Origin of the sequence: Planococcus faecalis (assembly GCF_002009235.1) — a bacterium.
GTDB lineage: Bacteria > Bacillota > Bacilli > Bacillales_A > Planococcaceae > Planococcus > Planococcus kocurii.
The window spans coordinates 1,318,928-1,341,179 of record NZ_CP019401.1; the positions used below are offsets into that span (position 1 = coordinate 1,318,928).

Sequence of the window (22,252 nt, forward strand, 5' to 3'; positions counted from 1 at the left end):
ATAAAGAATGGTGAGCGATGTAGAATGACAGATTCAAAAAAAGGCGTTTTGGTCATTATTTTGACTTATACATTATGGGGATTTATGCCGATTTTCTGGAAACAAATTAGTCACGTTCCAGCGGACGAAATCCTAGCAGGAAGAATTATATGGTCTTTCGTATTAACTTTTGGTTTTATTCTTTTAACTAAAGGAGGTCGCCAATTGTGGCTTGATCTAAAAAAGCTGTGGATATCAAAAAAGAAATTTTTCTTATTGATGTTGGCGTCGTTCCTCATCTCTGCTAATTGGTTTTTTTATGTCTATGCGGTTTCGCATGACCGGATTGTTGAAACAAGTCTCGGTTATTACATAAATCCGTTAATTTCTATGCTGTTGGGAGCTCTTTTTTTGAAGGAGAAATTGTCTCCAGCGGTAAAAATTGCTTTCCTTTTAGCGGCAACTGGTGTTTTGATTTTAACTTTCTCTTTTGGTTCTTTGCCGTGGCTTGCGCTCGGTATGGCTTTCAGTTTTGCTTTTTACGGTTTGATCAAAAAAACCATTCAATTAGATGCTTTGCGCGGACTGGCAATTGAAACACTTTTTGTTTTTCCGATTGCAATTGCCTATTATATCTATTTGATGTCAATCGATCGCGTTTCTTTTTTAGAGACAGGACTAACAACAGATGTGTTGTTAGTCGCTAGTGGATTGGTTACTGCTTTCCCATTATTATTGTTTGCAATCGGTGCTCCATTGATTCCGATGTACATGATTGGGTTTTTGCAATACATTGCTCCGTCGCTAATGTTGCTAATTGGGGTTTTCATTTACGGTGAAGCTTTTACAACAGTCGATATTATTTCTTTCTCGTTGATTTGGAGCGCGTTGATTTTGTTTACTTCTTCAAAAATTTTGGAGGCACGGGGAATTCGAAAGGCAAGCAGGAAAATTTCGGTTTAGTGTTTCTTTTTGTTGAAACATTTGTGCGTGTTTCACGTATAGTAAGAGTAGAACTAAGGAGGGAATGGTATAAATGAATACAAAAAGATGGATTGCTCTAGTTGTAGCGGCAGCTGTACTCGGAATTTCATTGGTTATCAACTCGGCATTTGCTTTTCTTCAAGGTGGTTTTACTGATGGTGTTGACGAACTCGTAGCGAGTACGCAATCAAGTTTTTCGGAAGTTGTGGTAGAAGATGGAGATTTTGATAACCGTGTAGCTGTTTTAAATGTAGATGGTGTGATTCAAGACACGGGAGATGCAGCTTCACTGTTTGGAACGACTGGTTATAACCACTCTTTCTTTATGGAACAATTAGAAAATGTTAAAGAAGATCCTACGGTTAAAGCCGTTGTACTTACCGTAAATTCACCGGGTGGTGGCGTTGTGGAGTCGGCGGAAATTTACGATAAGATTATTGAAATTCAAGAAGAAACAAAAAAACCATTTTACGTATCAATGGGAGCAGTAGCTGCATCAGGTGGCTATTATATTGCAGCACCAGCAGAAAAGATTTTTGTTAACAAGGAAACCTTAACTGGCTCTATCGGTGTCATTATGCAAAGTGTCAATTATGGTGAACTAGCAGACAAACTGGGTGTGGATTTTGTGACGATCAAGTCGGGTCCATATAAAGATATTATGAGCCCAACTCGTGACATGACAGAAGAGGAACGCGTAATTCTTCAAGAAATGCTAGATGATTCATACGAGTCGTTTGTCGATGTAATTGAAGAAGGTCGTGACATGACAGAAAAAGAAGTAAAAGCTGTGGCAGACGGACGTATCATGAATGGACGTCAAGCAGTAGAGGCGAATTTAGCGGATGATTTCGGATTCGAGGAAGACGTAATCGCACAAGTAAAAACTGATTTCGATTTAGGTAATGCACAAGTATTCCAATACGGAGCTTCGCAAGGCTGGGGTTCGCTTTTATCCATGAAAATGAATTCGTTTTTCGGTAACGATCTCGAAACACAAATGATTACAAAAATGCTAACTGAATACAGTTCTCCACGTATGATGTATTTATACGGTGAAAAATAAGGAGGGACCACAATGACAGACCACGAAACGAATGAAACCACAGTGGAAGTGCCCGTCACGAAACAGCGTCCTGAAAGCGGAGGATTTGAAGAAGTTCTTTTTTACGAACGGAAACCGGCTGGATTTTGGGTGCGATTTTGGGCTTATTTAATCGATTTACTGGTTATTGCGGGTCTTACTGCTATTCTAGTCAAACCTATATTTGCTTTGACAGGAATAGAAACAACCAGTATTCCTTGGTATGCGCCGTATGCAATTGTATCGGCCATCCTCTTTTACGGCTATTTTGTGTTAATGACAAAATTCTTTTGTCAAACTGTCGGAAAGATGGTTATGGGGATCCGTGTAGTGTCTTTGAAGTCCGATAGCATCTCTTGGATGACGCTCCTGTTCCGCGAGTGGATTGGTCGCTTTCTTTCCGTGACCATTTTGCCGCTCTACTGGATTGTTGGCTTTACACCGTTAAAACAAGGCGTCCACGACTACATTGCTGACACGACAGTTGTTCATGAAGAGTCTTTTAGAAAAAATAGATTGATGAAGAAAAAGCATATAGAGGGGTCTGGGTTGCATGACACCCAAGCATTTTAGTATGATAAAGAGACTAATGAAAGGGAGGCGTATTGATTGGTACAAATTACATTCAAGAATAATCCGATGACTTTACCTAACAAAGAAGTGAAGGTTGGAGATCAAGCTCCAGATTTTACTGTGTTATCAACAGACTTATCACCTGTAACACTTAAAGACACAACTGGAAAGATTCGGTTGGTTAGTGTGGTTCCATCATTGGATACGGGTGTTTGTTCAGATCAAACGAGACGTTTCAGTGACGAAGCCGCATCTCTGGGGGACAATGTAGAAGTACTCGCCATCTCAGCTGATTTACCATTTGCTCAAAAACGTTGGACAGACATCAACAAAGTAGATGCTATTACAACTTTGTCGGATCATCGTGACTTGTCATTCGGTGAAGCTTACGGATTGACGATGCAAGAGCTTCGACTTCTAGCTCGTTCAGTTTTCGTACTTGATGAAAATGACAAAGTTACTTATGTAGAGTATGTAGCTGAAGGAACAGATCATCCCGATTACGAAAAGGCTTTAGATGCAGTTAAAGAATTAACAAAATAATACAAGAAACCCACTCGAGAGAGTGGGTTTCCTTATTGAGGACGGCGAATTATGAATTCAGCAATGGAAAAAACGTTTAATTTTATTGATAATCACACAACAGAAATTCAGAAAGAACAAGAAAACGCCTACCTGGAAAGTTTATTGACGACTACTGAAAATTGGTTGGATGGACTTATCAAGTTAGAAGCGGATGCCAGCAAAGAAGAAGTTCGTAAAGCACTTCAGCTAGCTGTGTTAAAGGGCATGAAAGAGCACATTCAACCACATCATCAAATGACGCCTGACGCACTTGGGTTATTGGTTGGTTATTTGGTTGAGTTGTTTGTCAAAAAAGATCAAGCAGTCATTTTAGACCCGGCAGTTGGAACAGGTAATCTATTGTTAACAGTTATGAATTACTTGGACGGCCGCTTGACAGGAGCGGGCGTAGAACTAGACGATCTTCTCGTGCGTCTTGCTTCAAATGCAGGGAATTTAGTAGAACAACCTATTACGTTCTATCTACAAGATGCACTTCAGCCTTTATTGATTGATCCAGTAGACGTTGTCGTTTCAGATTTACCGGTCGGTTATTATCCCGACGACGAAACCGCAGCCACTTATGAACTAAAAGCAGATGAAGGCATGACGTATGCACATCATTTGTTTATCGAACAATCGTTAAAACACACGGCTGATGGTGGCTATTTGTTTTTCATCGTCCCGAAAGCGTTATTTGAATCTGAGCATGCCAGTCAATTGCATAGTTTTTTGAAAAAACATGCGCATATTCAATCTGTTATGGAATTGCCAGATAGCTTATTTAAAAACTCAGCGCATGCTAAAGGGATTCTCGTCTTACAGAAAAAGCAAGAAGGCATTAAAGCGCCGAAAGAAGTTTTGTTGGCACGAGTTCCGAATATGTCCAAGCCCGAATCCATGTCTCAATTCTTTTCTCAAGTTACTAGTTGGTTTAAAGAAAACAAAGAATAGAGCAGGGAAGTTATGCTATACTAAAGGTATAAAAACATCCATATGTACCATTTTTAACGAAAAGAGGGATGCGCAATGACTGAGTCAAACGAAGAACCAAAAAAAGTGAGTCTTCAAGAAGCTGTAAAACGCCAACTTGAAGCTAAGAAAAACCAAGCTTCAGACAAATTATCTGGTGGTAACGGTTCACTATCGACTAAAAAGATGAAGAGCCAGCAATCAAAGAAAGTTAGTAATAACCGCCGTAAAATGGGTACGTGATCGATCACGTTACTTAATGTAAAAGAGACAAGGATTATTCCTTGTCTCTTTTTTTAGAATTAGCCGTTAAACCTTTATTTTCAACTAGGTCGTGAATAGTGACTGGGGGTGGAGGTCTTTGATGTATGCGGGATTGTGGCTTCGTTTAAAAGCGTTTGCACTTGATTATGTGTTGATTTTTTCCTATATGGGAGTATTGTTTGTTGTATCTGTGATTTTCATTCCTTCCATACAACAGGGGTTTCAAGGTTCACGAATTATTGCTCAACTAACGGGCTTCATATTGCTTACGCTACCTGTTTCTCTCTATTTTATCGTTGCAGACTCAAAAATGGGTAAGCAATCGTTTGGGAAATATAAAATGGGTATTGTCGTAACAGATAAGAACCAAAAGCCTTTATCGATAGGTCGAGCAATGAGTCGGACGTTTTTGAAGTTTTTACCATGGCAGCTTTCTCACTTTATGGTGTATCGAATGATTCAATTGAGAGCTGAGGAATTAGAATTACTAGACTATCTAATTTGGGGATGGATTTATGGATTGGTTTTTCTTTCTATGTTGATGGTTATTTTTACAAAAAATAAACAGACGCTTTACGATTGGTTAACGAAAACCTATGTCTTCAAATAAAACTTAACTCAAAGTATTGACTTGTCAGAGAAGACTGGTAAAATTTATTTCAATATACTTTTAAAAATGACTAGATGAGTCGTTCGAAAAAAAATTCTTATGTCATTGCTGTAAATTAGTATGAACTTTACTGGATTTAAAGTGGTAAGCCGTATTTTTTCATTACGTAAGTGTTTAAATAAGTCGTTCGATGGTTTAGTAGGCAATTTGTGTGCAGCAGCAAGAGACTGAATGGTAGGTGTAAATTCAGGCAGCAAATGGGATGAAATACGCCATCAGTTTTGATCGATTCGCAAAGAGTGGATGTTTGGTAAGCTAGAACATCAAATTGGGTGGTAACGCGGAGAAAACCTTCGTCCCTTTATTGGGACGGGCGTTTTCTCTTTTTTTTTTATAAAAAAGGAGAGTTTGTCATGCATAATATCAAATCAGTCATCACGCCAAGAGTTTCAGAAGCTATTTTAATAACAACTGCTATCTTTCTATTAATCAGTGTCAGTATTATTCGATTTAAATCAGTTCCACATCTTCCGATCTTATTTTCGGTTTTGTTGCTATTCGGTTATGGATTGTTAAAGAAAGTGTCTTACCGAACACTGGAAAAAGGATTGGTTGATGGTGCAGGTGCGGGAATGAGTGCAGTTTTTCTATTTTTCTTTATCGGTATGCTCATTAGTAGCTGGATGATTAGCGGTACCATTCCAACGTTGATATACGCAGGCTTTACCTTGATTTCTATGACGTTTTTTTATGCTATTGTCTTTATCGTCACATCATTAATTGGATTGTCTATTGGTAGCTCACTCACGACGGTTGCAACGATTGGTGTGGCTTTTATCGGGATGGCGACGGCAATGGATTTGTCATTAGCCATAACAGCTGGTGCAATTGTTTCAGGCGCATTTTTTGGGGATAAAATGTCGCCATTGTCAGACACAACAAATTTATCTTCGACCATTGTCGGTGTAGATTTGTTTGAACACATTCGCAATATGGGATGGACGACGATTCCCGCTTTTGTCATAACTCTAGGGTTGTTTGCATGGCTTTCTCCGGAGGCGACGGGAGCTAGTGTGCAGAACATCTCGATCTTTAAAGAAGGACTGTTAGCTACAGGTATGATTCACGGGTATACGCTTGTTCCATTAGTCGTGCTTATTGTTTTAACCTTGGCGAAAACACCTGCTTTAATGACGCTGGCATTAAGTTCAATATCAGCCATTGCGATTTCTTTTCTGCATCAAATGTCTACAGCTTCCGAGATTTTTAAAGTGCTATTTAGCGGATATGTGTCTTCTACTGGTATCACAGAGATTGATAGTTTGTTGTCACGTGGTGGGATGGAGAGCATGATGTTCACGGTAGCCTTAGTGCTACTCGCGCTTAGTATGGGTGGATTGCTATTTACTTTAGGAATTGTTCAATGTTTGTTAGCCAAAGTAGAGAGCGTACTGAGAAAAGTTTCGTCGGTTATTGCGGCTTCGGCATTAACCGCAATTGGTATCAATATTCTGATCGGTGAACAATACTTGTCCATTTTATTGACGGGACAGGCATTTAAAGAGCCTTACGACAAAGTAGGACTCGCAGGGAAAAACTTGAGTCGCGTGATGGAAGATGCTGGAACAGTCGTCAACCCACTTGTTCCTTGGAGCGTATGTGGAATTTTCATTACCGGTGTTATTGGCGTTCCGACACTTGAGTATTTACCATTCGCATTCTTTTGTTTGCTATCGCCTGTTCTAACGATTTTATTTGGATTCACCGGAAAAACGCTAACATACAAGTAAATAACGACTATAAAGAGAAAACAGCTGACGTTTATCGTCATCTGTTTTTCTAGAGAAGCAGGGAATTTCAATAGAAAGTCGAATAGTGTCAGTAGAGGGTACTTATTGCGAAGTCACGGAAACTAGTTTAAAGGGGTGGAGAAATGTATCAATCAATTTTAGTCGCTATAGACGGTTCTGAAAATGCCGAACGAGCTGGAAAGCAAGCTGCCCAACTCGCAACGTTAGTGAAAGGGACAGAAGTGACAATCGTATACGTTTCCGATTTTGATGAAGACAGCAATGAAAAGGTTCACGATGGTGGTCAGCTCGAGTTTGAATTGTCGCGAAAGAAAAAAATTCAACCGATCAAAGAAGCTTTAGAACGTGGAGAAGTCTTTTACAAAATTGAAATGATGCACGGTCGTCCAGCACCCGTGATTATTGAAATGGCCAATGAAGGGGAATTTGATTTGGTTGTGATTGGCAGCAGGGGATTAAAGCCAGTATCGGCGCTAGTACTTGGCAGTGTTAGTCAGAAAGTTGTCAATCACGTGCATTGTCCAGTACTAGTCGTGAAATAACTCAGACGGACGAGTGGATAGTTCTGGTATACTGGTAAAAAGATTATTGGTATTACTGATTAACTGACTAAAAGACCAGCTGGAGGAGAAAATGACAACATTACCGAATTGTCCTAATTGTAATTCTGAATATACGTATGAAGACGGCAATCTGTTTGTCTGTCCTGAATGTGCACATGAATGGAATTTAGCGATTGAAGCTGAACAGGATGAAAAAGAAAAAATCGTCAAAGATGCAAACGGAACGGTATTAAAAGATGGGGATGCTGTAACAGTCATTAAAGACTTGAAAGTCAAAGGCAGTTCGTCAACTTTGAAAATTGGAACAAAAGTAAAAAGTATCCGTTTGGTTGATGGTGATCACGACATTGATTGTAAGATCGATGGTTTTGGTCCGATGAAACTAAAATCGGAATTTGTTAAAAAAGCATAACACGAAAAAACTCCGTCGACCTCAAAAGGTCGATGGAGTTTTTTCGTGTTTATCTATTTAAACGCCGCGTTTGTTGCCCCATACTAAAGTATGCAATTGCGGCAACACTTTGGCATCATTCATAATAGGGGACTGAATATGGTAATCAATTAATTGTTCGTATCTATGAAGTAAGGTAGTCACTAACTGCAAATCATCTGTCGTTGCAGTGTCTTCGTTGCCTGTTTGTAAGAAAAATGGAATTGACGGGTAACGCTGATGGAGTTTTTCTGCATAAGCAAAGTCAACTTCGTCAAAAATAACAACTTTCAGGCTGACATTGGCATTTTGCAGTTTTTCTATAAATACATCCAGTTTCGTTACATCTGTTTTCATACCAGAACTAGGTGGTTTTGGTGACAAGGTAATATCATCGATTTCTATCATCCACTCCTGCCAAAGAGATGCCTGCGTTTCTACAGCCACTTTCCAGCCTTGCAAATGGCACAAATCAACGAGTTCACCGATACCTTTATGGAGAGCGGGATTGCCACCGGATATGGTGACGTGCGAAAAGGCCTTGCCACCGGTTTGGATGAGTTCCTCAACGATTTCAGTAGGTTGTTTGGAGACGCTTGTGCCTGTGCCATCCCACGTGAATTTAGAATCACACCAAGAACAAGAATAATCGCATCCTGCTGTGCGCACAAACATGGTTTTTTGTCCCATTACCATGCCCTCACCTTGAATGGTTGGACCGAAAATTTCCATCACTGGAATTCTCATAACAAGTCCTCTTGTTTCGGACGGAATACAACATAACTGGTTGGTGTTTCACGAACGATAACTTGCAGACAGTTGGGACGGTTGCTGGTCGCTTGCAGCATCGTTTGAATCGACTGCCACACTTGCTTAGCAAGAAGCTAGGTGGTCGGAAATTTAGTGGCAAATTCTGAATGATCGTTCAAGACACTGTGGTCGTATTTTTTATGAATCAGTTCTTTCAATAATTTAAAGTCAATTAGAAAACCAATGGCGTCAAGTTCGTTACCTGCGATTGTAATGTTGAGATGATACGTATGGCCGTGCATGACTTGGCATTTCCCTGCTTCTTCACTTGGAATAAAATGCGCTGCTGAAAAATGAAAGTCCTTATTTAGCTCAAATTGGAAATCGTGTGGAATTGTCGGATAAAATTGCTGCATCATGCTCTAACACCAGCCATTTTTTTATCCTGATAGCGAGCAAGTCCATCATTTCGCAACTTGCAGGCAGGACATTCACCACAACCAGTGCTCGGGATGCCGTTGTAGCAAGTTAAGGTCTTGTCTTGAATAAATTCAAAAGCACCAAGTGTATCAGAAAGTTCCCAAACCTCGGTCTTGTCGAGCCACATTAACGGCGTATGGATGATAAACTGCTTGTTCATTGCTAAATTTAATGTGACATTTAGTGAACGAATAAACGTATCACGACAATCGGGATAACCGCTGAAGTCGGTTTGACTTACTCCAGTAATTAAATGTTGGCAACCGATAGCGTCTGCATAAACTGCTGCAAAAGATAAAAATAAGTGATTTCTGCCCGGTACAAAAGTAGATGGCAATTCACCATCTTCTGCGGTCACATCGATATCATCACGTGTTAACGCATTGGCTGAGAGTTGATTGATCAAAGTCATATCCAATACCTTAAATGATACACCTAGTTCTTCAGCGATTTTTCTGGCACACTCAATTTCAGCCGAATGACGCTGGCCGTAATCAAAAGTGACGGTTGCTACTTCTTTGAAATTCTTGATTGCCCAAAATAGGCAAGTGGTACTGTCTTGGCCACCGCTGAAAACGACGACTGCTTTTTCTTTTTTCATCTGTAACACTCCTTAGTTTTTTAGAGAGGGAGTTTGCGAACCTCTTTTAGCGAACAGTGTTAATAATAACATAATGTACCAGAAAAGAAGACTGTAAATTCAAGTCTCCGGAAGGTGTACTATTTCTGTAATAGGGTATATTTATAGCATAAGGAAAGGGGATGTTTGACATGAGAGCAATTATTATCGACAGTTATGGTGGTATAGAACAACTGAAAGAAAGAGAAGTAGAAACACCAACTATCAACGAAAATCAGGTGCTAGTTGAAGTTCATGCCACTTCTATAAATCCAATTGACTGGAAATTACGTGAAGGCTATTTAAAAGAAATGTTACCTTGGGAATTCCCAATTATTTTAGGTTGGGATGCAGCGGGTGTGGTTGCTAAAATTGGCACAAACGTTAAGCATTTCAAAGTAGGCGATCGTGTCTTTACGAGACCTGCGACAACACGTCAAGGGACTTATGCAGAATTTGTGCCAGTAGAGGAACAGCTATTAGCTCATATGCCAGAAAGCATGACTTTTGAAGAAGGTGCGGCAATTCCGTTAGCTGGGCTAACTGCTTATCAATGCCTTGTCGACTTTGCCGAAGTTAAAAAAGGAGATAAAGTATTGATTCATGCGGGAGCCGGTGGAGTGGGAAGTATGGCCATTCAAATCGCTAACAGCATCGGAGCGTATGTAGCGACGACTGCGAGTGACAAAAACGATGAACTGGTCAAATCACTAGGTGCAAATCGTGTCATTAATTACAGTGAAGAAGATTTTAGTGAGTTACTGGAAAACTTTGATGCAGTATTAGACACAATGGGTGGAGAAGTACTAGATAAAAGTTTCAAAGTCTTGAAAAAAGGCGGGAAACTGATTTCGATTGCAGGTCAGCCTTCTGCAGAGAAAGCGCAAGAGCACGAAGTAAAAGCAAGCAGCTTTTGGTTAGAGCCGAGCGGTGAGCAATTACATCAGCTGGCTAATTTGTTTGTATCAGGAGAATTTAAACCTGCGATTGGTCACGTGTTTGATTTTAGTGAGCAAGGGTTAAAAGATGCGCACGAACTTAGTGAAACTCATCATGCTCGCGGAAAAATTATTATCAAAGTGAAATCTTAATAAAACGAAAAAATCCTTTCACATGAGTGAAAGGATTTTTTCGTTTTACGTATTAACCTGTTGGTGCATCGTCTTGAGCTTCTTCAGTACGTACAACTAAGACATCACATTTTGCTGAACGAACAATGTGTTCTGAAACGCTACCGATTAGGAAACGTTCAACCGCATTTAATCCGGTAGCACCACAGATAATTAAATCCGCTTCAACTTTCTGTGCCAAATCTCTTGAAATCATTGTCTTAGGAGAACCATAATCGACAACAATGTTCACTTTTTCAACACCACCGGCTAATGCTTCTTTTTTATACTCTTCTAATAAATCTTCAGCAAACTTTTGAGCACGGTCAGCAATCGAGCGATCATACGCTTCAATTGCAGCGAACGAACGGGTATCGATTACGTTTACCAAATTTAATGTAGCGTTATTCCGTCCAGCAATACCAACTGATTTTTTAAATGCCCACTCAGCTTCTTTCGAACCATCGACTGCTACAAGAATTTGACTGTATTTTAATGTCATCCTACATTCCTCCTTTATCTCTCTTTGTAAACATTCGCTAAAACTATCTAAGTTCCTGCTAAATTGGATGTAATTTCGTGAATTTTTTGTCTAATTAAAGGCGTCTTTTGACATGGTAATTAGATGAATAGAAATAAATAGCTAGCAGTAAAGTGATGGTTTAAACCAATCGTTCAATTTACGGTAAATGAAAAGCGACATCAGAATTTTTCTGATGTCGCTGTGTCTATTAATTATGGATAATTTGAAGTTCTTTCGGGAATTTTGTCAGTACTTCGTAACCATCTGCAGTTACAGCGACGTCATCTTCAATACGAACGCCGATTTTACCAGGAATATAAATACCAGGCTCTAATGTAAAGACCATTCCTTTTTCCATTTTTATCGAATTCTCGCCATGAATAGAAGGGAATTCATGAACATCGATGCCTAAACCATGTCCTAAACGGTGTGTAAAATACTCACCGTATCCTGCATCTGTAATTACTTTACGTGAAATTTGATCAAGTTCAGCAGCTGTAACGCCAGGTTTGACCGCTTCAAGAGCAGCTGTTTCAGAACGATAGACAATATCATATACAGCCTTTTGCTCTTCACTAGGTTCTCCAAGCGCTAATGTACGGGTAATATCTGAGCAATAGCCTTTATGAACAACGCCAAGGTCAAACAATACCAAGTCGCCATTTTTCAATTTACGATCGCCAGTTTTACCGTGTGGTGAAGCCGCTTTGTCTCCAGCCAATACAGTTGTATCGAACGACATATGCGTAACGCCACGTTTTTTTAACGCTAATTCAATTTCTGTCATGACTTCAATTTCAGTAATGCCTTCTTTAATTGTTTTTGCAGCTACTTCAATCGCGTAATCAGCTAATGCCGCTGCTTCACGTAATATTTGTAGTTCTGCGTCATCTTTTATTACACGCATAGCATTTAACTGATCGTCCAGTTGTACAAGTGTACGCGGCTCAAAGAATGAGAGAATCGCTTCGGAGCGATTTACTGTCATATGCGCTTTTTCAATTGCCATTGTTTTTAATTCAATGCCACGCGATTTTGCTGTTTTATATAAAATTTCCATGGAATTTTGTGTGTCTTCGTGACCGACGATTTCGCCTGTCCACCCAGCATTCTTTGCATCTGGAATTTCCATTTTAGGACAAATTAAAAAGGGTTCAGCTTCTGCGAATATCATGACACCTAGTAGACGTTCATGTGGATTACTTTTGAAACCACTAACGTAAAAAACGTTGTAGGGATCTGTAATAAATGCCGCATCAATTGAATGTTGTTTCAGGTAATCTTGTAGTTGGTTAATTTTTATCATATGTATTCCTCCTCTATATGTGTAGCATATCAAAAAACAGGGTATAAATCAGCTATATGAATTGAATTCACTATATTCAAACATCAATTGGAGGGATTTTATGCACGTCTCATATCATGGTCATTCTATTGTGAAAATCAAAACAGGTGAATATACTATTTTAATTGATCCATTTATTAACGGCAATGAGTTCACTGATTTAACGGTCGAAAAAGAAAGCCCAGATGTGATCCTCTTAACGCACGCCCATAACGATCATGTTGGCGATACCGTCGAACTAGCGAAAAAAAGTAATGCGCAAGTGATAGCTGTATTTGAACTAGCTAATTATTTAGACAGTCTCGGTGTAAACGCAGTAGGTATGGGGTTAGGCGGCGCACACGAATTCGAGTTTGGTGTGGTGAAGTTCACAAAAGCATTTCACAGTTCTTCTTTCACAACAGCAGAAGGTGAAGTCGTTTATGGTGGCATGCCAGCTGGAATTTTATTTACAGCAGAAGGCAAAACAATTTACCATGCAGGTGATACAGAAGTGTTTGGTGACATGAAGATGTTAGGTGAGCGAAATGATATTGATGTGGCGTTTGTACCAATTGGCGATCATTTTACAATGGGGCCAGAAGATGCAGCTTATGCGGTCGAATTATTACAACCGAAAGTGGTTGTTCCGATCCATTACAATACATTCCCGCCCATTAAGCAAGATCCTGAGTACTTTAAGTCGTTAGTAAAAGATGCACAAGTAAACATTTTACAGTCAGGCGAAAGCATCAAACTGTAGCACATAAAACAGCCCGAAGAGTAGAAACTTTTCGGGTTGTTTTATGCCGTTTATGCCTGTCGGACCAAAGCGCCCGTCTCCACTTTTCGATTTGTCTAGTTGCGCCGGGCTGCTCCTCGGGACATAAGCCACAGTGTCAGTGCGGCTGAAGAAATGCCGCTCGGCCATCGCGTCTTATGCTTGTCGGACCAAAGCGCCCGTCTCCACTTTTCGATTTGTCTAGTTGCGCCGGGCTGTTCCTCGGGACATAAGCCACAGTGTCAGTGCGGCTGAAGAAATGCCGCTCGGCCACTGCGTCTTATGCCTGTCGGACCAAAACGCCCACCTCCACTTTTCGTGTACTTATGCTACACTGTAAGGTAAAGGAACGTAGAAAGAATGGGTGAAATCATGGCGACTAAGCATGAACAAATACTGGATCATATTGAGACTTTAGCTGTGGGGGAGAAAATCTCGGTACGGCGTATTGCGAAGGATTTGCAGGTCAGTGAGGGAACGGCTTACCGCGCGATTAAAGAAGCAGAAACAAACCGATTGGTGTCGACCATTGAACGTGTGGGGACAATTCGTATTGAACGTAAAAAGAAAGAAAATATTGAACGATTGACCTATGCTGAAATTGTCAATATTGTTGATGGGCAAGTGCTGGGTGGTAGAGCTGGGCTGCACAAATCCCTCAACAAATTTGTTATTGGGGCCATGCAGCTAGAAGACATGATGCGCTACACAGAAGCAGGCAATTTACTAATTGTCGGGAATCGTTATAAAGCACATGAATATGCACTTCGCGCAGGTGCGGCAGTACTTGTGACAGGTGGATTTGAAGCATCGGATGGCGTAAAAAAATTAGCGGATGAATTCGAGCTTCCGATTATTTCGACTAGCTACGATACGTTTACGGTTGCCACAATGATTAATCGAGCTATTTACGATCAATTAATTAAAAAGGAAATTTTGTTAATTGAAGATATTTTAATTCCGCTAGAAGAAACCGATCATTTAAATCTTAAAGAACCCATTCGTCGTTATCACGAATTAAATGAAGAAACGACACATGGTGGCTTCCCAGTAGTAGACCAATCCAATCGATTGGTCGGCATTATTACTTCGCGTGATGTGATTGGGCATCTGCCTACAGAATTAATAGAAAAAGTCATGACCAAAGATCCCATTACCGTTTCAATGCAGACCAGTGTTGCGGCGGCAGGACATCGTATGATTTGGGAAGGCATCGATTTACTGCCTGTTGCGGACGACTCTGGCAAATTGAAAGGCGTTATTAGTAGGCAAGATGTGTTAAAAGCGATTCAAACGGCTCAACGCCAGCCACAACAAGGCGAAACAATTGATGATATCATCAAAAGTCAACTTCACCAACAAACTAGCGACAAACTATTGCTCGAGTTTCGCGTGACACCTCAAATGACGAATGCTTATGGTTCGATTTCTCATGGTGCGTATACCATGATTTTAACCGAAGCAGCATCGGCAATATTAAAAACGAAAAACCGAAAAGATAGTGTATTAGAAAACTTAACCATTTATTTTTTGAAGCCGGTTCAGTTGGATGTGCTGGTGTACGTCAAACCAACCATTTTGGACATTAGTCGAAAATCGGCCAAAGTTGAAGTTGAAGTATCTTTGGAAAACGAAATCGTCGGAAAAGCCATGTTGACTTTCCAATTACTAGATCGTTAAAGCAAAAAGACCTCTAAAAGGCAGCAGGCACACTCAATAAACGAGTGTGCCTGCTGCCTAATTAGTCTGTCGAGCAAATGGAATCACTTATGGATTCAAATCTGCTTCTTCTTCCAGAAATACATGATAATGACGCGCCGCTTTGTAGTTGTAATAAACCAAAGCTAGACCAAGAACAATGAAAATAGTTGAAATGATGTACGTAATCACGGTTTGAAAAACGAATAGTTGATTGACACCAAAAAAGGCGACAAAACTTCCCAACGCCATCGATGCACGTGCAGCATACCATTTTTTTCGAATGGGCAAAACGGTGCGTGTGCGGAATTGCTTTGTTTTGTTATAAAAATAAATGACAAATGATACAATAATTAAAACGACAAAAATGAACATAAGGACCTCCTGAATTCCAAAACTCATTATCATTGTACTGAGAACTGAGTAAAATTGCGAATGGATTTCCTTATAAATGGAGGAACTCGGAAATGAACAGTCAAATCATCGACACAATTAAGCAATACAGCACCATTATTATTCATCGTCATGTGCGACCCGACCCGGATGCGTATGGTTCACAACTTGGTTTAAAATACTTGCTGGAACAAAACTACCCAAACAAGCGTATTTTAGCTGCCGGTACACACGATTACACGATGGATTTTTTAGATTTTCCTGACACTGTCGAAGACCAAGATTTCGAAGGGGCTTTAGTGATTGTCACAGATACTGCCAATACAGAACGTGTGGATGACCAACGCTATAAGACAGGCGACAAACTCATCAAAATTGATCACCATCCAAATGACGATGCCTATGGAGACATCGTGTCTGTGGATACAACGGCTAGTTCAGCATCTGAATTGGTTTATGACCTTTATACATATGGTCGTGAACATGAAGACTGGAACATGTCAGCAAAAGCAGCTCGGTTATTGTATGCAGGAATTATTGGTGACACTGGACGATTCTTATTTCCAAGTACCACACAAAAAACTTTTTCAGTTGCCGGTGAGTTGATAAAATACGATTTTGATCGCAATGCGCTGCATAACGGCATGTACGAAATGGATCGTAAATTATTGCATTTGCAAGGCTATATGTACCAGAACTTCAAAATGGATGAAAATGGTGCGGCGTATGTTAAAATCACCAAAGACATTTTAACCGAATTTGATGTTACAGCAACAGATACTTCTTTATTGGTTGGTTCGCTTGGAAATGTAAAAAATATAAAAGCGTGGGTTATTCTGATTGAAGAAGACCGTGAAATTCGAGTTCGATTGCGTTCGAAAGGACCCGTTATTAACGAGTTGGCTAAAGAATTTGGTGGCGGAGGTCACCCGCTGGCTTCTGGGGCAACTGCGTATTCATGGCAAGAAGCTGACCGTGTAATTGATCGTCTAAAAGAAATTTGTGCAACTGCAAATTAAGGAGGGAGTTTATTGTCAATGGTTTATCCGCATATAAGCACATCAGCCGATTTGCTGAAAAGCACGGTGCGCCTTGACGAACTTTTCCCTTATTTAAAGGAACAAGGAGCCACATCAGTCGCAATCGTTAATACAAAATTGTATGGCATTTTACCGTTTTGGGAAGAATGTCGCCGTGCCGATATTCACGGAGTAATTGGTTTATCAGTTTTTATCGAATACGAAGAGCAGCATTATCCAATCATTTTGTATGCCCAGACTAATAAAGGTTATGGCAACTTACTGAAAATCTCCAGTGCTCTTTCGACGAGAGACAAAGAGGCAATACCTGAACAATGGTTAAAAGCTTATAAAGAAGGCTTGATTTGTGTCATTCCAAACAAAGCAGAGTGGCTATTAGCTGATCGGAGTCAGGTTTTCCAATTTGTAAAAGACTTGTTTGGTGTTTGCGCTTTTGGAAGTCTTGAACGTCCAGGTGGTGTTAAGTCTCAATACGAGTCGACGTTTATTGAATTGTGCGACACCATCCAATTACCCATTATCGCAACACACGAAAGTCGTTATTTGCGTGAGCAAGATGCATTTGCTTATGAAGTGGCATCTGCGATTGGTCAAGGGCTAAAGATGAACGATCCGCAAAGGCATGAACCGGAGCACACGAGTGCCTATATTCCAAGCCCTAAAGAATTGGAATCTTGGTTTGTAGATCATCCGGAATGGCTCTTGCGTACAACAGAACTGATGGCAAGTTGTCACGTAACAATTCCAATGAATCAGCAATTGCTGCCGGTTTTTCCTGTGGATGAAAAAGTTGACAAAGCGACTTTTATTGCGGAGCTATGCAAATTGGGGTTAGCTGAACGGAAAGTCGGATTTTCAGAAATTTATCAGCAGCGTTTAGACTACGAATTATCGGTCATCGCTAAGATGGGCTTTATCGATTATTTCTTGATTGTTGCAGATTTTATGAAATATGCCAGAGATCAAGATATTTTAACAGGTCCTGGACGTGGCTCTTCGGCAAGTTCACTTGTTGCGTATTCGCTGAAAATTACCGATGTTGATCCGATTGAACATGGGTTGTTATTTGAACGTTTCTTGAATCCAGAGCGAGTTACGTTACCAGACATTGATATCGATTTTGCTGATCACAGGCGCCACGAAGTGGTCGACTATGTAGCGAAAAAATACGGTGCCATTCGCACGGCGCAGATTATTACATTCGGCACCTTATCAGCGAAAGCCGTTGCACGTGATACTGCCCGTGTGTTTGGTTTTGAAGCAGAAGAACTCGAAGCCATTTCAAAAATGATTCCAAATCGTCCAGGAACGACATTGCGTTCAGCTCTTAAAGAGTCTACTGCATTTAACGATTGGATTATTGAAAAAGAAGAACGCAAATCTTGGTTTAAAACCGCGTTAAAATTAGAAGGCCTGCCACGCCATGCTTCGACACATGCAGCAGGTGTGATTTTAAGCCCGACGCCTCTAGTGGACCACGTGCCCATTGAAAAAGGTCATGAAGGAATCTATTTGACGCAATGGCCAATGCAAGAACTTGAAGCCATCGGTTTGTTGAAAATGGATTTTCTTGGTTTGCGTAATTTAACCATATTAGAACAGATCCGTAACTTGGTTTATTGGGATACCAAAAAGCGAATCGATTATAGAAGCCTTCCACTAGAAGACGCTGAAACCTATCAACTGCTGGCCAAGGGCGATACGACTGGCATTTTCCAATTAGAGTCTGACGGAATGCGGCGTGCGCTACAACAAATCAAACCAACGGCTTTTGGTGATATTGTTGCTGTCAATGCCTTGTTCCGACCAGGTCCAATGGAATTTATCCCTCTGTATGCGAGACGGAAACACGGACAGGAATCTGTTAAATACGTTCATCCGATTCTTGAACCAATTTTGAGCGAAACATACGGCGTCATCGTATACCAAGAACAGATTATGCACATTGCCGCGAAAATGGCTGGATTTTCTCTTGGACAAGCCGATCTATTACGTCGCGCTGTCAGTAAGAAAAAAAGAGAAATTCTAGATGAACAGCGTGCACACTTTGTCCGAGGGGCAAAAGCCAAAAATTTTACAGAAGCAGAAGCGGCAGAAGTTTATGATTTGATTGTTCGTTTTGCCGATTACGGTTTTCCAAAAAGTCATGCGGTTGCTTATAGCATAATCTCTTATCAACTAAGCTATATGAAAACTCATTATCCAGTCTATTTCTATACCGGAATGTTGACCAACAGTGCGGGTAATGTCGATAAAACAAAACAATTAATGCAAGAAATCAAAGAAAAGAACATCCCGTTGTTGTCACCATCTATTCAAAAAAGTCGTCATTCGTTTTCTGTAGAAGCTGGCGAAATACGAATCGGTTTGAATGTAGTAAAAGGAGTTCCAGGTACGACTGTTAAAGCGTTACTGGCTGCTAGAGAAAGTGGACCGTTTAGTAGTTTGTTTAATATTGCCGAACGTATTTCGGCTTTGCATTTTAACCGTAAATCATTTGAGCCACTCATTAAAGCAGGTGCTCTGGATGAATTTGGTTATGACCGTGGAGTGTTACTGGCGTCGCTTGATAGTGCCATTAAGCATGCCGAACTCGTTAAGCCAACAGAAGATCCTGGCTTGTTTGATGATATGGGCTCTAGCTTCATGAAACCGAAATACACGAAGGCTACAGATATGCCTGAAACGCTAAAGCTTGACTATGAAAAAGAAGTTCTTGGTTTTTACTTGTCGAAGCATCCGATTGAACGTGAGAAAGAAAATCGTCAAAAAACCTATCAAGATCTGAAATCGCTGAAAAACAAACGGGATAGGGAATCGGTAACGGTCTTAGGTATGGTAGAAGATGTCAAACGGATTCGTACAAAAAAAGGAGATGCTATGGCATTTGTCACTTTAATGGACGATACGGGTCCAGCTTCCGTTACGTTGTTTCCAGTGGAATACGCTAAATACACTTCTCTTTTGGAACTCCATGCTGTACTCGAAATTCAAGGTGTAGTCGAAAATCGTAATCAGAAAACGGCTATTATCTGTAAAACCATAGAAACTTGACTGCTTTTCTCAAAGAAAAGCAGTTTTTTCTTTACGTAACAGTATTTTTTTTGTAAGGTAAAGGATATGAGTGGCCAGACCACTTTCAAAAAAATGGGAACTGAGGAACCATCATGAATCAATCGAAACGTTATTTAGATATAGTACGGGACATTCGTGATATGATTCGACAGGAAAAAATCAAGCCTGGAGAGCGCATTCCATCTGAAAGAGAATTGGCTGAAACGATGCAAGTGGGCCGTTCAACATTGCGAGAAGCGCTTCGTAGTCTTGAACTGTTGGGGTTGATTGAGACTCGTAGAGGAGAAGGTACCTTTTTGTCTGATCACAGAAACCATAAATTGGTTGAAGTTCTATCAACTTTTGTTTTACAGGATAATCGATCACATGAAGATGTCTGGGAAACTCGGTTGCTTCATGAAATCGCTGCTATTCACATAATTTGTCGAAATGAAACCATTAGCCAAATGAAAGTTTGGGACAGTTTTCGGTTGCGCTTGGAGGATGAAAGTTTTCAGCGTCAAGACTTTGTTAGAGAACTAATGGTCTTGTCAGGCAATCGTTTGTCGTTAAAAATTTGGTTTTTGCTTACGCAATATAGTGGCAACCCATATGATGGAACCATTTCTTCTGATGAAATTGACTTTATGAACAGTATACTAGCAGCAATCGAGCAACAAGACGCAGATACAGCTATTCGAGAGTTTCGAACTTGGAGTGACTGGCTAAAAAAGGAGAGAACACACAATGGCAATCATTCGTGATATTTTTAAACGCAATAAAGATAGCAAAGAAGCAACCATGCCGTCAAAATCTGCAAAAGATGTACCAGAAGGTTTGATGACGAAATGTCCTTCTTGCAAGGAAATTACCTTAACAAAAGATTTAGAAAAAAATAAAAAAGTTTGCCCGAAATGCGATCATCATTTTAAAATGACCGCTTACGAACGGATAAATAGTTTATTGGATGGAGACAGCTTCGAGTCAATGGACGACCATTTAAAATCACAAAATCCGCTGGGCTTTCCGGGATATACGGAAAAAGTTCAAGCAGATAGCGAAAAAACTGGTTTGAACGAAGCCGTGTTAACGGGTTCTGGTAAACTGCAAGGGCAAGATATTGTATTAGCTGTAATGGATTCGCATTTCCGTATGGGTTCAATGGGCTCGGTTGTCGGTGAAAAAATCACGCGCGCCATTGAAACGGCTACAGAACGCAAATTGCCATTTATTATTTTCACAGCGAGTGGCGGTGCGCGTATGCAAGAAGGGGTTTTATCTCTAATGCAAATGGCGAAAACCAGTGTAGCATTAAAGCGTCATAGCAATGAAGGTTTGCTTTTTGTGTCAGTCTTGACGCATCCAACAACAGGGGGTGTATCAGCAAGTTTTGCATCAGTAGGAGACATCAATATTGCCGAACCAAAAGCATTGATCGGTTTTGCAGGTCGTCGCGTTATTGAGCAAACTGTCCGCGAAAAATTGCCGGAAGATTTTCAGACTGCTGAGTTTTTATTGGCGCATGGTCAATTAGATGCAGTTGTCCACCGTGCTTCGATGCAACATACACTGGCGACCATCGTGCGCCTTCACACGAAAGGAGCTGTCACAAATGGTTAAAAAGAACGGTAAAAAAACATTGCCTTTTGAAGAACCACTTATTCAGCTGCGTGCAAAAATATCTGAGCTAAAAGATTACACAGCAAACGCTGAAGTAGACTTGAGTTCAGAAATCAAGTCTTTAGAAGAGCGTTTCTCTAAACTAGAAGAAGAAATTTACGAAAACATGAAACCTTGGGACCGTGTTCAAGTGGCTCGTCACCCTGAACGACCAACAACGCTCGATTACATACCGATGATTTTTAACGATTTCATTGAATTGCATGGAGATCGCTTGTACGGAGATGACGCTGCCATCGTTAGTGGAATCGCTTCTTTCCACGGTCAGCCGGTTACTATTATCGGCCATCAGCGTGGCAAGGACACAAAAGAAAATGTTCGTCGTAATTTTGGTATGCCTCATCCTGAAGGTTACCGAAAAGCGTTACGGCTAATGAAGCAAGCTGAAAAATTCAAGCGTCCTATCATTTGCTTGATTGACACAAAAGGTGCCTACCCTGGAAAAGCTGCAGAAGAACGCGGACAAAGTGAGGCCATTGCACGTAATTTAGTCGAAATGGCTGGACTTGAAGTGCCGGTTTTGTCAATTGTCATCGGTGAAGGTGGAAGTGGTGGTGCGCTAGCACTTGGTGTCGGAAATCAAATTTTAATGCTAGAGAATTCGACATTCTCTGTTATCTCTCCTGAAGGAGCAGCATCCATTTTGTGGAAAGATTCTGCGTTAGCACAAACAGCTGCTGAAGCGATGAAAATTACAGCGCCTGACCTTTTGGAAATGAAAATAATTGAACATATGATTCCTGAAGTGCGTGGGGGTGCGCATCACGATCCTCAAAAGCAAGCAGCCATCATTTCAGAAGCAATCAGACGTTCATTGGAAGAGTTGAACGGCATGTCTGGAGAAGAGCTGATTGAACAGCGTTATAACAAATTCAAATCAATTGGTGTATTCAGCGAATGATGAAAAACCGCCTCGGCGGTTTTTTTGATTTCCGTAATACAAACAATAATATTTTTTCTGGAGGAT

At 40.5% G+C, this 22,252-nt stretch carries 23 protein-coding genes, 1 pseudogene and 1 riboswitch; of the genes and pseudogenes, 18 read left to right on the top strand and 6 right to left on the bottom strand.

The genetic code is table 11. The annotated features are described in order from the left end of the window. The first annotated feature begins 24 nt into the window (after positions 1 to 24). From rarD to AJGP001_RS06625, 10 genes are all read left to right on the top strand, one after another. Positions 25 to 942 (top strand): EamA family transporter RarD, encoded by a 918-nt coding sequence (rarD, locus tag AJGP001_RS06580; RefSeq protein ID WP_071153169.1) that lies wholly within the window; start codon positions 25 to 27, stop codon positions 940 to 942. 73 nt (positions 943 to 1,015) lie between these two features. Next, the gene (sppA, locus tag AJGP001_RS06585) at positions 1,016 to 2,029 is read left to right on the top strand and encodes a signal peptide peptidase SppA (protein ID WP_078080293.1); all 1,014 of its coding nucleotides are present in this window, start codon (positions 1,016 to 1,018) and stop codon (positions 2,027 to 2,029) included. Between the two features lie 12 nt (positions 2,030 to 2,041). Then, the gene (locus AJGP001_RS06590) at positions 2,042 to 2,620 is read left to right on the top strand and encodes an RDD family protein (RefSeq protein ID WP_058385746.1); all 579 of its coding nucleotides are present in this window, start codon (positions 2,042 to 2,044) and stop codon (positions 2,618 to 2,620) included. A 36-nt stretch (positions 2,621 to 2,656) separates the two neighbouring features. Beyond that, positions 2,657 to 3,163, top strand: a complete 507-nt coding sequence (gene tpx / locus AJGP001_RS06595) for a thiol peroxidase (RefSeq protein ID WP_071153170.1) — start codon at positions 2,657 to 2,659, stop codon at positions 3,161 to 3,163. Between the two features lie 51 nt (positions 3,164 to 3,214). Next, positions 3,215 to 4,138: a class I SAM-dependent methyltransferase gene (locus AJGP001_RS06600; RefSeq protein ID WP_058385744.1), complete on the top strand. Its 924-nt coding sequence runs from the start codon at positions 3,215 to 3,217 to the stop codon at positions 4,136 to 4,138. A gap of 75 nt (positions 4,139 to 4,213) precedes the next feature. Then, a complete protein-coding gene (locus tag AJGP001_RS06605) occupies positions 4,214 to 4,399 on the top strand; it encodes a hypothetical protein (RefSeq protein WP_058385743.1) in 186 nt (61 codons plus the stop codon). Positions 4,400 to 4,520: 121 nt separating this feature from the next. Next, positions 4,521 to 5,030 carry an RDD family protein gene (locus tag AJGP001_RS06610; RefSeq protein WP_078080294.1) on the top strand — a complete coding sequence of 170 codons (510 nt, stop codon included), beginning with the start codon at positions 4,521 to 4,523 and terminating at the stop codon, positions 5,028 to 5,030. 413 nt (positions 5,031 to 5,443) lie between these two features. After that, positions 5,444 to 6,820: a Na+/H+ antiporter NhaC gene (gene nhaC, locus AJGP001_RS06615; protein ID WP_078080295.1), complete on the top strand. Its 1,377-nt coding sequence runs from the start codon at positions 5,444 to 5,446 to the stop codon at positions 6,818 to 6,820. A gap of 143 nt (positions 6,821 to 6,963) precedes the next feature. Beyond that, complete coding sequence (locus AJGP001_RS06620) at positions 6,964 to 7,383, top strand: universal stress protein (RefSeq protein WP_058385740.1); 420 nt, start codon at positions 6,964 to 6,966, stop codon at positions 7,381 to 7,383. Between the two features lie 91 nt (positions 7,384 to 7,474). Beyond that, the gene (locus tag AJGP001_RS06625) at positions 7,475 to 7,816 is read left to right on the top strand and encodes a zinc ribbon domain-containing protein YjdM (protein WP_058385739.1); all 342 of its coding nucleotides are present in this window, start codon (positions 7,475 to 7,477) and stop codon (positions 7,814 to 7,816) included. Between the two features lie 57 nt (positions 7,817 to 7,873). Here the strand turns inward: AJGP001_RS06625 and queE are convergent, their stop codons facing one another. The 3 genes and pseudogenes from queE to queC form a co-directional block, all read right to left on the bottom strand. Continuing rightward, entirely contained in the window at positions 7,874 to 8,581 is a 708-nt protein-coding gene (gene queE, locus AJGP001_RS06630) for a 7-carboxy-7-deazaguanine synthase QueE (protein ID WP_071153174.1), read from the bottom strand. Beyond that, a pseudogene (queD, locus tag AJGP001_RS06635) lies at positions 8,578 to 9,003 on the bottom strand (6-carboxytetrahydropterin synthase QueD). The gene queE and the pseudogene queD overlap by 4 nt, the downstream one beginning before the upstream one ends. Continuing rightward, complete coding sequence (gene queC / locus AJGP001_RS06640) at positions 9,000 to 9,665, bottom strand: 7-cyano-7-deazaguanine synthase QueC (protein WP_071153175.1); 666 nt, start codon at positions 9,663 to 9,665, stop codon at positions 9,000 to 9,002. Before queC ends, queD begins: the two are co-directional and overlap by 4 nt. Positions 9,666 to 9,671: 6 nt before the next feature. Then, a riboswitch (PreQ1 riboswitch) is annotated at positions 9,672 to 9,715 on the bottom strand. Positions 9,716 to 9,835: 120 nt separating this feature from the next. Between queC and AJGP001_RS06645 the strand changes: the two genes are divergently transcribed. Next, positions 9,836 to 10,774 (top strand): NADP-dependent oxidoreductase, encoded by a 939-nt coding sequence (locus AJGP001_RS06645; protein ID WP_071153176.1) that lies wholly within the window; start codon positions 9,836 to 9,838, stop codon positions 10,772 to 10,774. A 52-nt stretch (positions 10,775 to 10,826) separates the two neighbouring features. Here the strand turns inward: AJGP001_RS06645 and AJGP001_RS06650 are convergent, their stop codons facing one another. Further along, positions 10,827 to 11,294: a universal stress protein gene (locus tag AJGP001_RS06650; RefSeq protein ID WP_058385734.1), complete on the bottom strand. Its 468-nt coding sequence runs from the start codon at positions 11,292 to 11,294 to the stop codon at positions 10,827 to 10,829. 229 nt (positions 11,295 to 11,523) lie between these two features. Then, complete coding sequence (locus tag AJGP001_RS06655) at positions 11,524 to 12,621, bottom strand: M24 family metallopeptidase (RefSeq protein WP_078080296.1); 1,098 nt, start codon at positions 12,619 to 12,621, stop codon at positions 11,524 to 11,526. A gap of 100 nt (positions 12,622 to 12,721) precedes the next feature. Between AJGP001_RS06655 and AJGP001_RS06660 the strand changes: the two genes are divergently transcribed. Together AJGP001_RS06660 and AJGP001_RS06665 are read left to right on the top strand one after the other, a co-directional pair. Further along, on the top strand, positions 12,722 to 13,402 hold the full coding sequence (locus AJGP001_RS06660) for a metal-dependent hydrolase (protein ID WP_071153177.1): 681 nt from the start codon (positions 12,722 to 12,724) through the stop codon (positions 13,400 to 13,402). 390 nt (positions 13,403 to 13,792) lie between these two features. Continuing rightward, positions 13,793 to 15,100: a DRTGG domain-containing protein gene (locus tag AJGP001_RS06665; protein ID WP_078080821.1), complete on the top strand. Its 1,308-nt coding sequence runs from the start codon at positions 13,793 to 13,795 to the stop codon at positions 15,098 to 15,100. Between the two features lie 87 nt (positions 15,101 to 15,187). Here the strand turns inward: AJGP001_RS06665 and AJGP001_RS06670 are convergent, their stop codons facing one another. Next, the gene (locus tag AJGP001_RS06670) at positions 15,188 to 15,493 is read right to left on the bottom strand and encodes a YtpI family protein (RefSeq protein ID WP_058385731.1); all 306 of its coding nucleotides are present in this window, start codon (positions 15,491 to 15,493) and stop codon (positions 15,188 to 15,190) included. A gap of 92 nt (positions 15,494 to 15,585) precedes the next feature. Here AJGP001_RS06670 and AJGP001_RS06675 point away from each other — a divergent pair, with 92 nt between their 5' ends. The 5 genes from AJGP001_RS06675 (at position 15,586) to accA (ending at position 22,186) form a co-directional block, all read left to right on the top strand. Next, the gene (locus AJGP001_RS06675) at positions 15,586 to 16,530 is read left to right on the top strand and encodes a DHH family phosphoesterase (protein WP_078080297.1); all 945 of its coding nucleotides are present in this window, start codon (positions 15,586 to 15,588) and stop codon (positions 16,528 to 16,530) included. A gap of 18 nt (positions 16,531 to 16,548) precedes the next feature. Further along, positions 16,549 to 19,605, top strand: a complete 3,057-nt coding sequence (gene dnaE / locus AJGP001_RS06680; protein WP_245830278.1) for a DNA polymerase III subunit alpha — start codon at positions 16,549 to 16,551, stop codon at positions 19,603 to 19,605. Positions 19,606 to 19,718: 113 nt separating this feature from the next. Further along, on the top strand, positions 19,719 to 20,369 hold the full coding sequence (locus AJGP001_RS06685; protein WP_078080299.1) for a FadR/GntR family transcriptional regulator: 651 nt from the start codon (positions 19,719 to 19,721) through the stop codon (positions 20,367 to 20,369). Further along, positions 20,353 to 21,225 carry an acetyl-CoA carboxylase, carboxyltransferase subunit beta gene (gene accD / locus AJGP001_RS06690; RefSeq protein ID WP_078080300.1) on the top strand — a complete coding sequence of 291 codons (873 nt, stop codon included), beginning with the start codon at positions 20,353 to 20,355 and terminating at the stop codon, positions 21,223 to 21,225. Before AJGP001_RS06685 ends, accD begins: the two co-directional genes overlap by 17 nt. Further along, positions 21,218 to 22,186 carry an acetyl-CoA carboxylase carboxyl transferase subunit alpha gene (accA, locus tag AJGP001_RS06695; RefSeq protein WP_071153178.1) on the top strand — a complete coding sequence of 323 codons (969 nt, stop codon included), beginning with the start codon at positions 21,218 to 21,220 and terminating at the stop codon, positions 22,184 to 22,186. Before accD ends, accA begins: the two co-directional genes overlap by 8 nt. Positions 22,187 to 22,252: the final 66 nt, after the last annotated feature.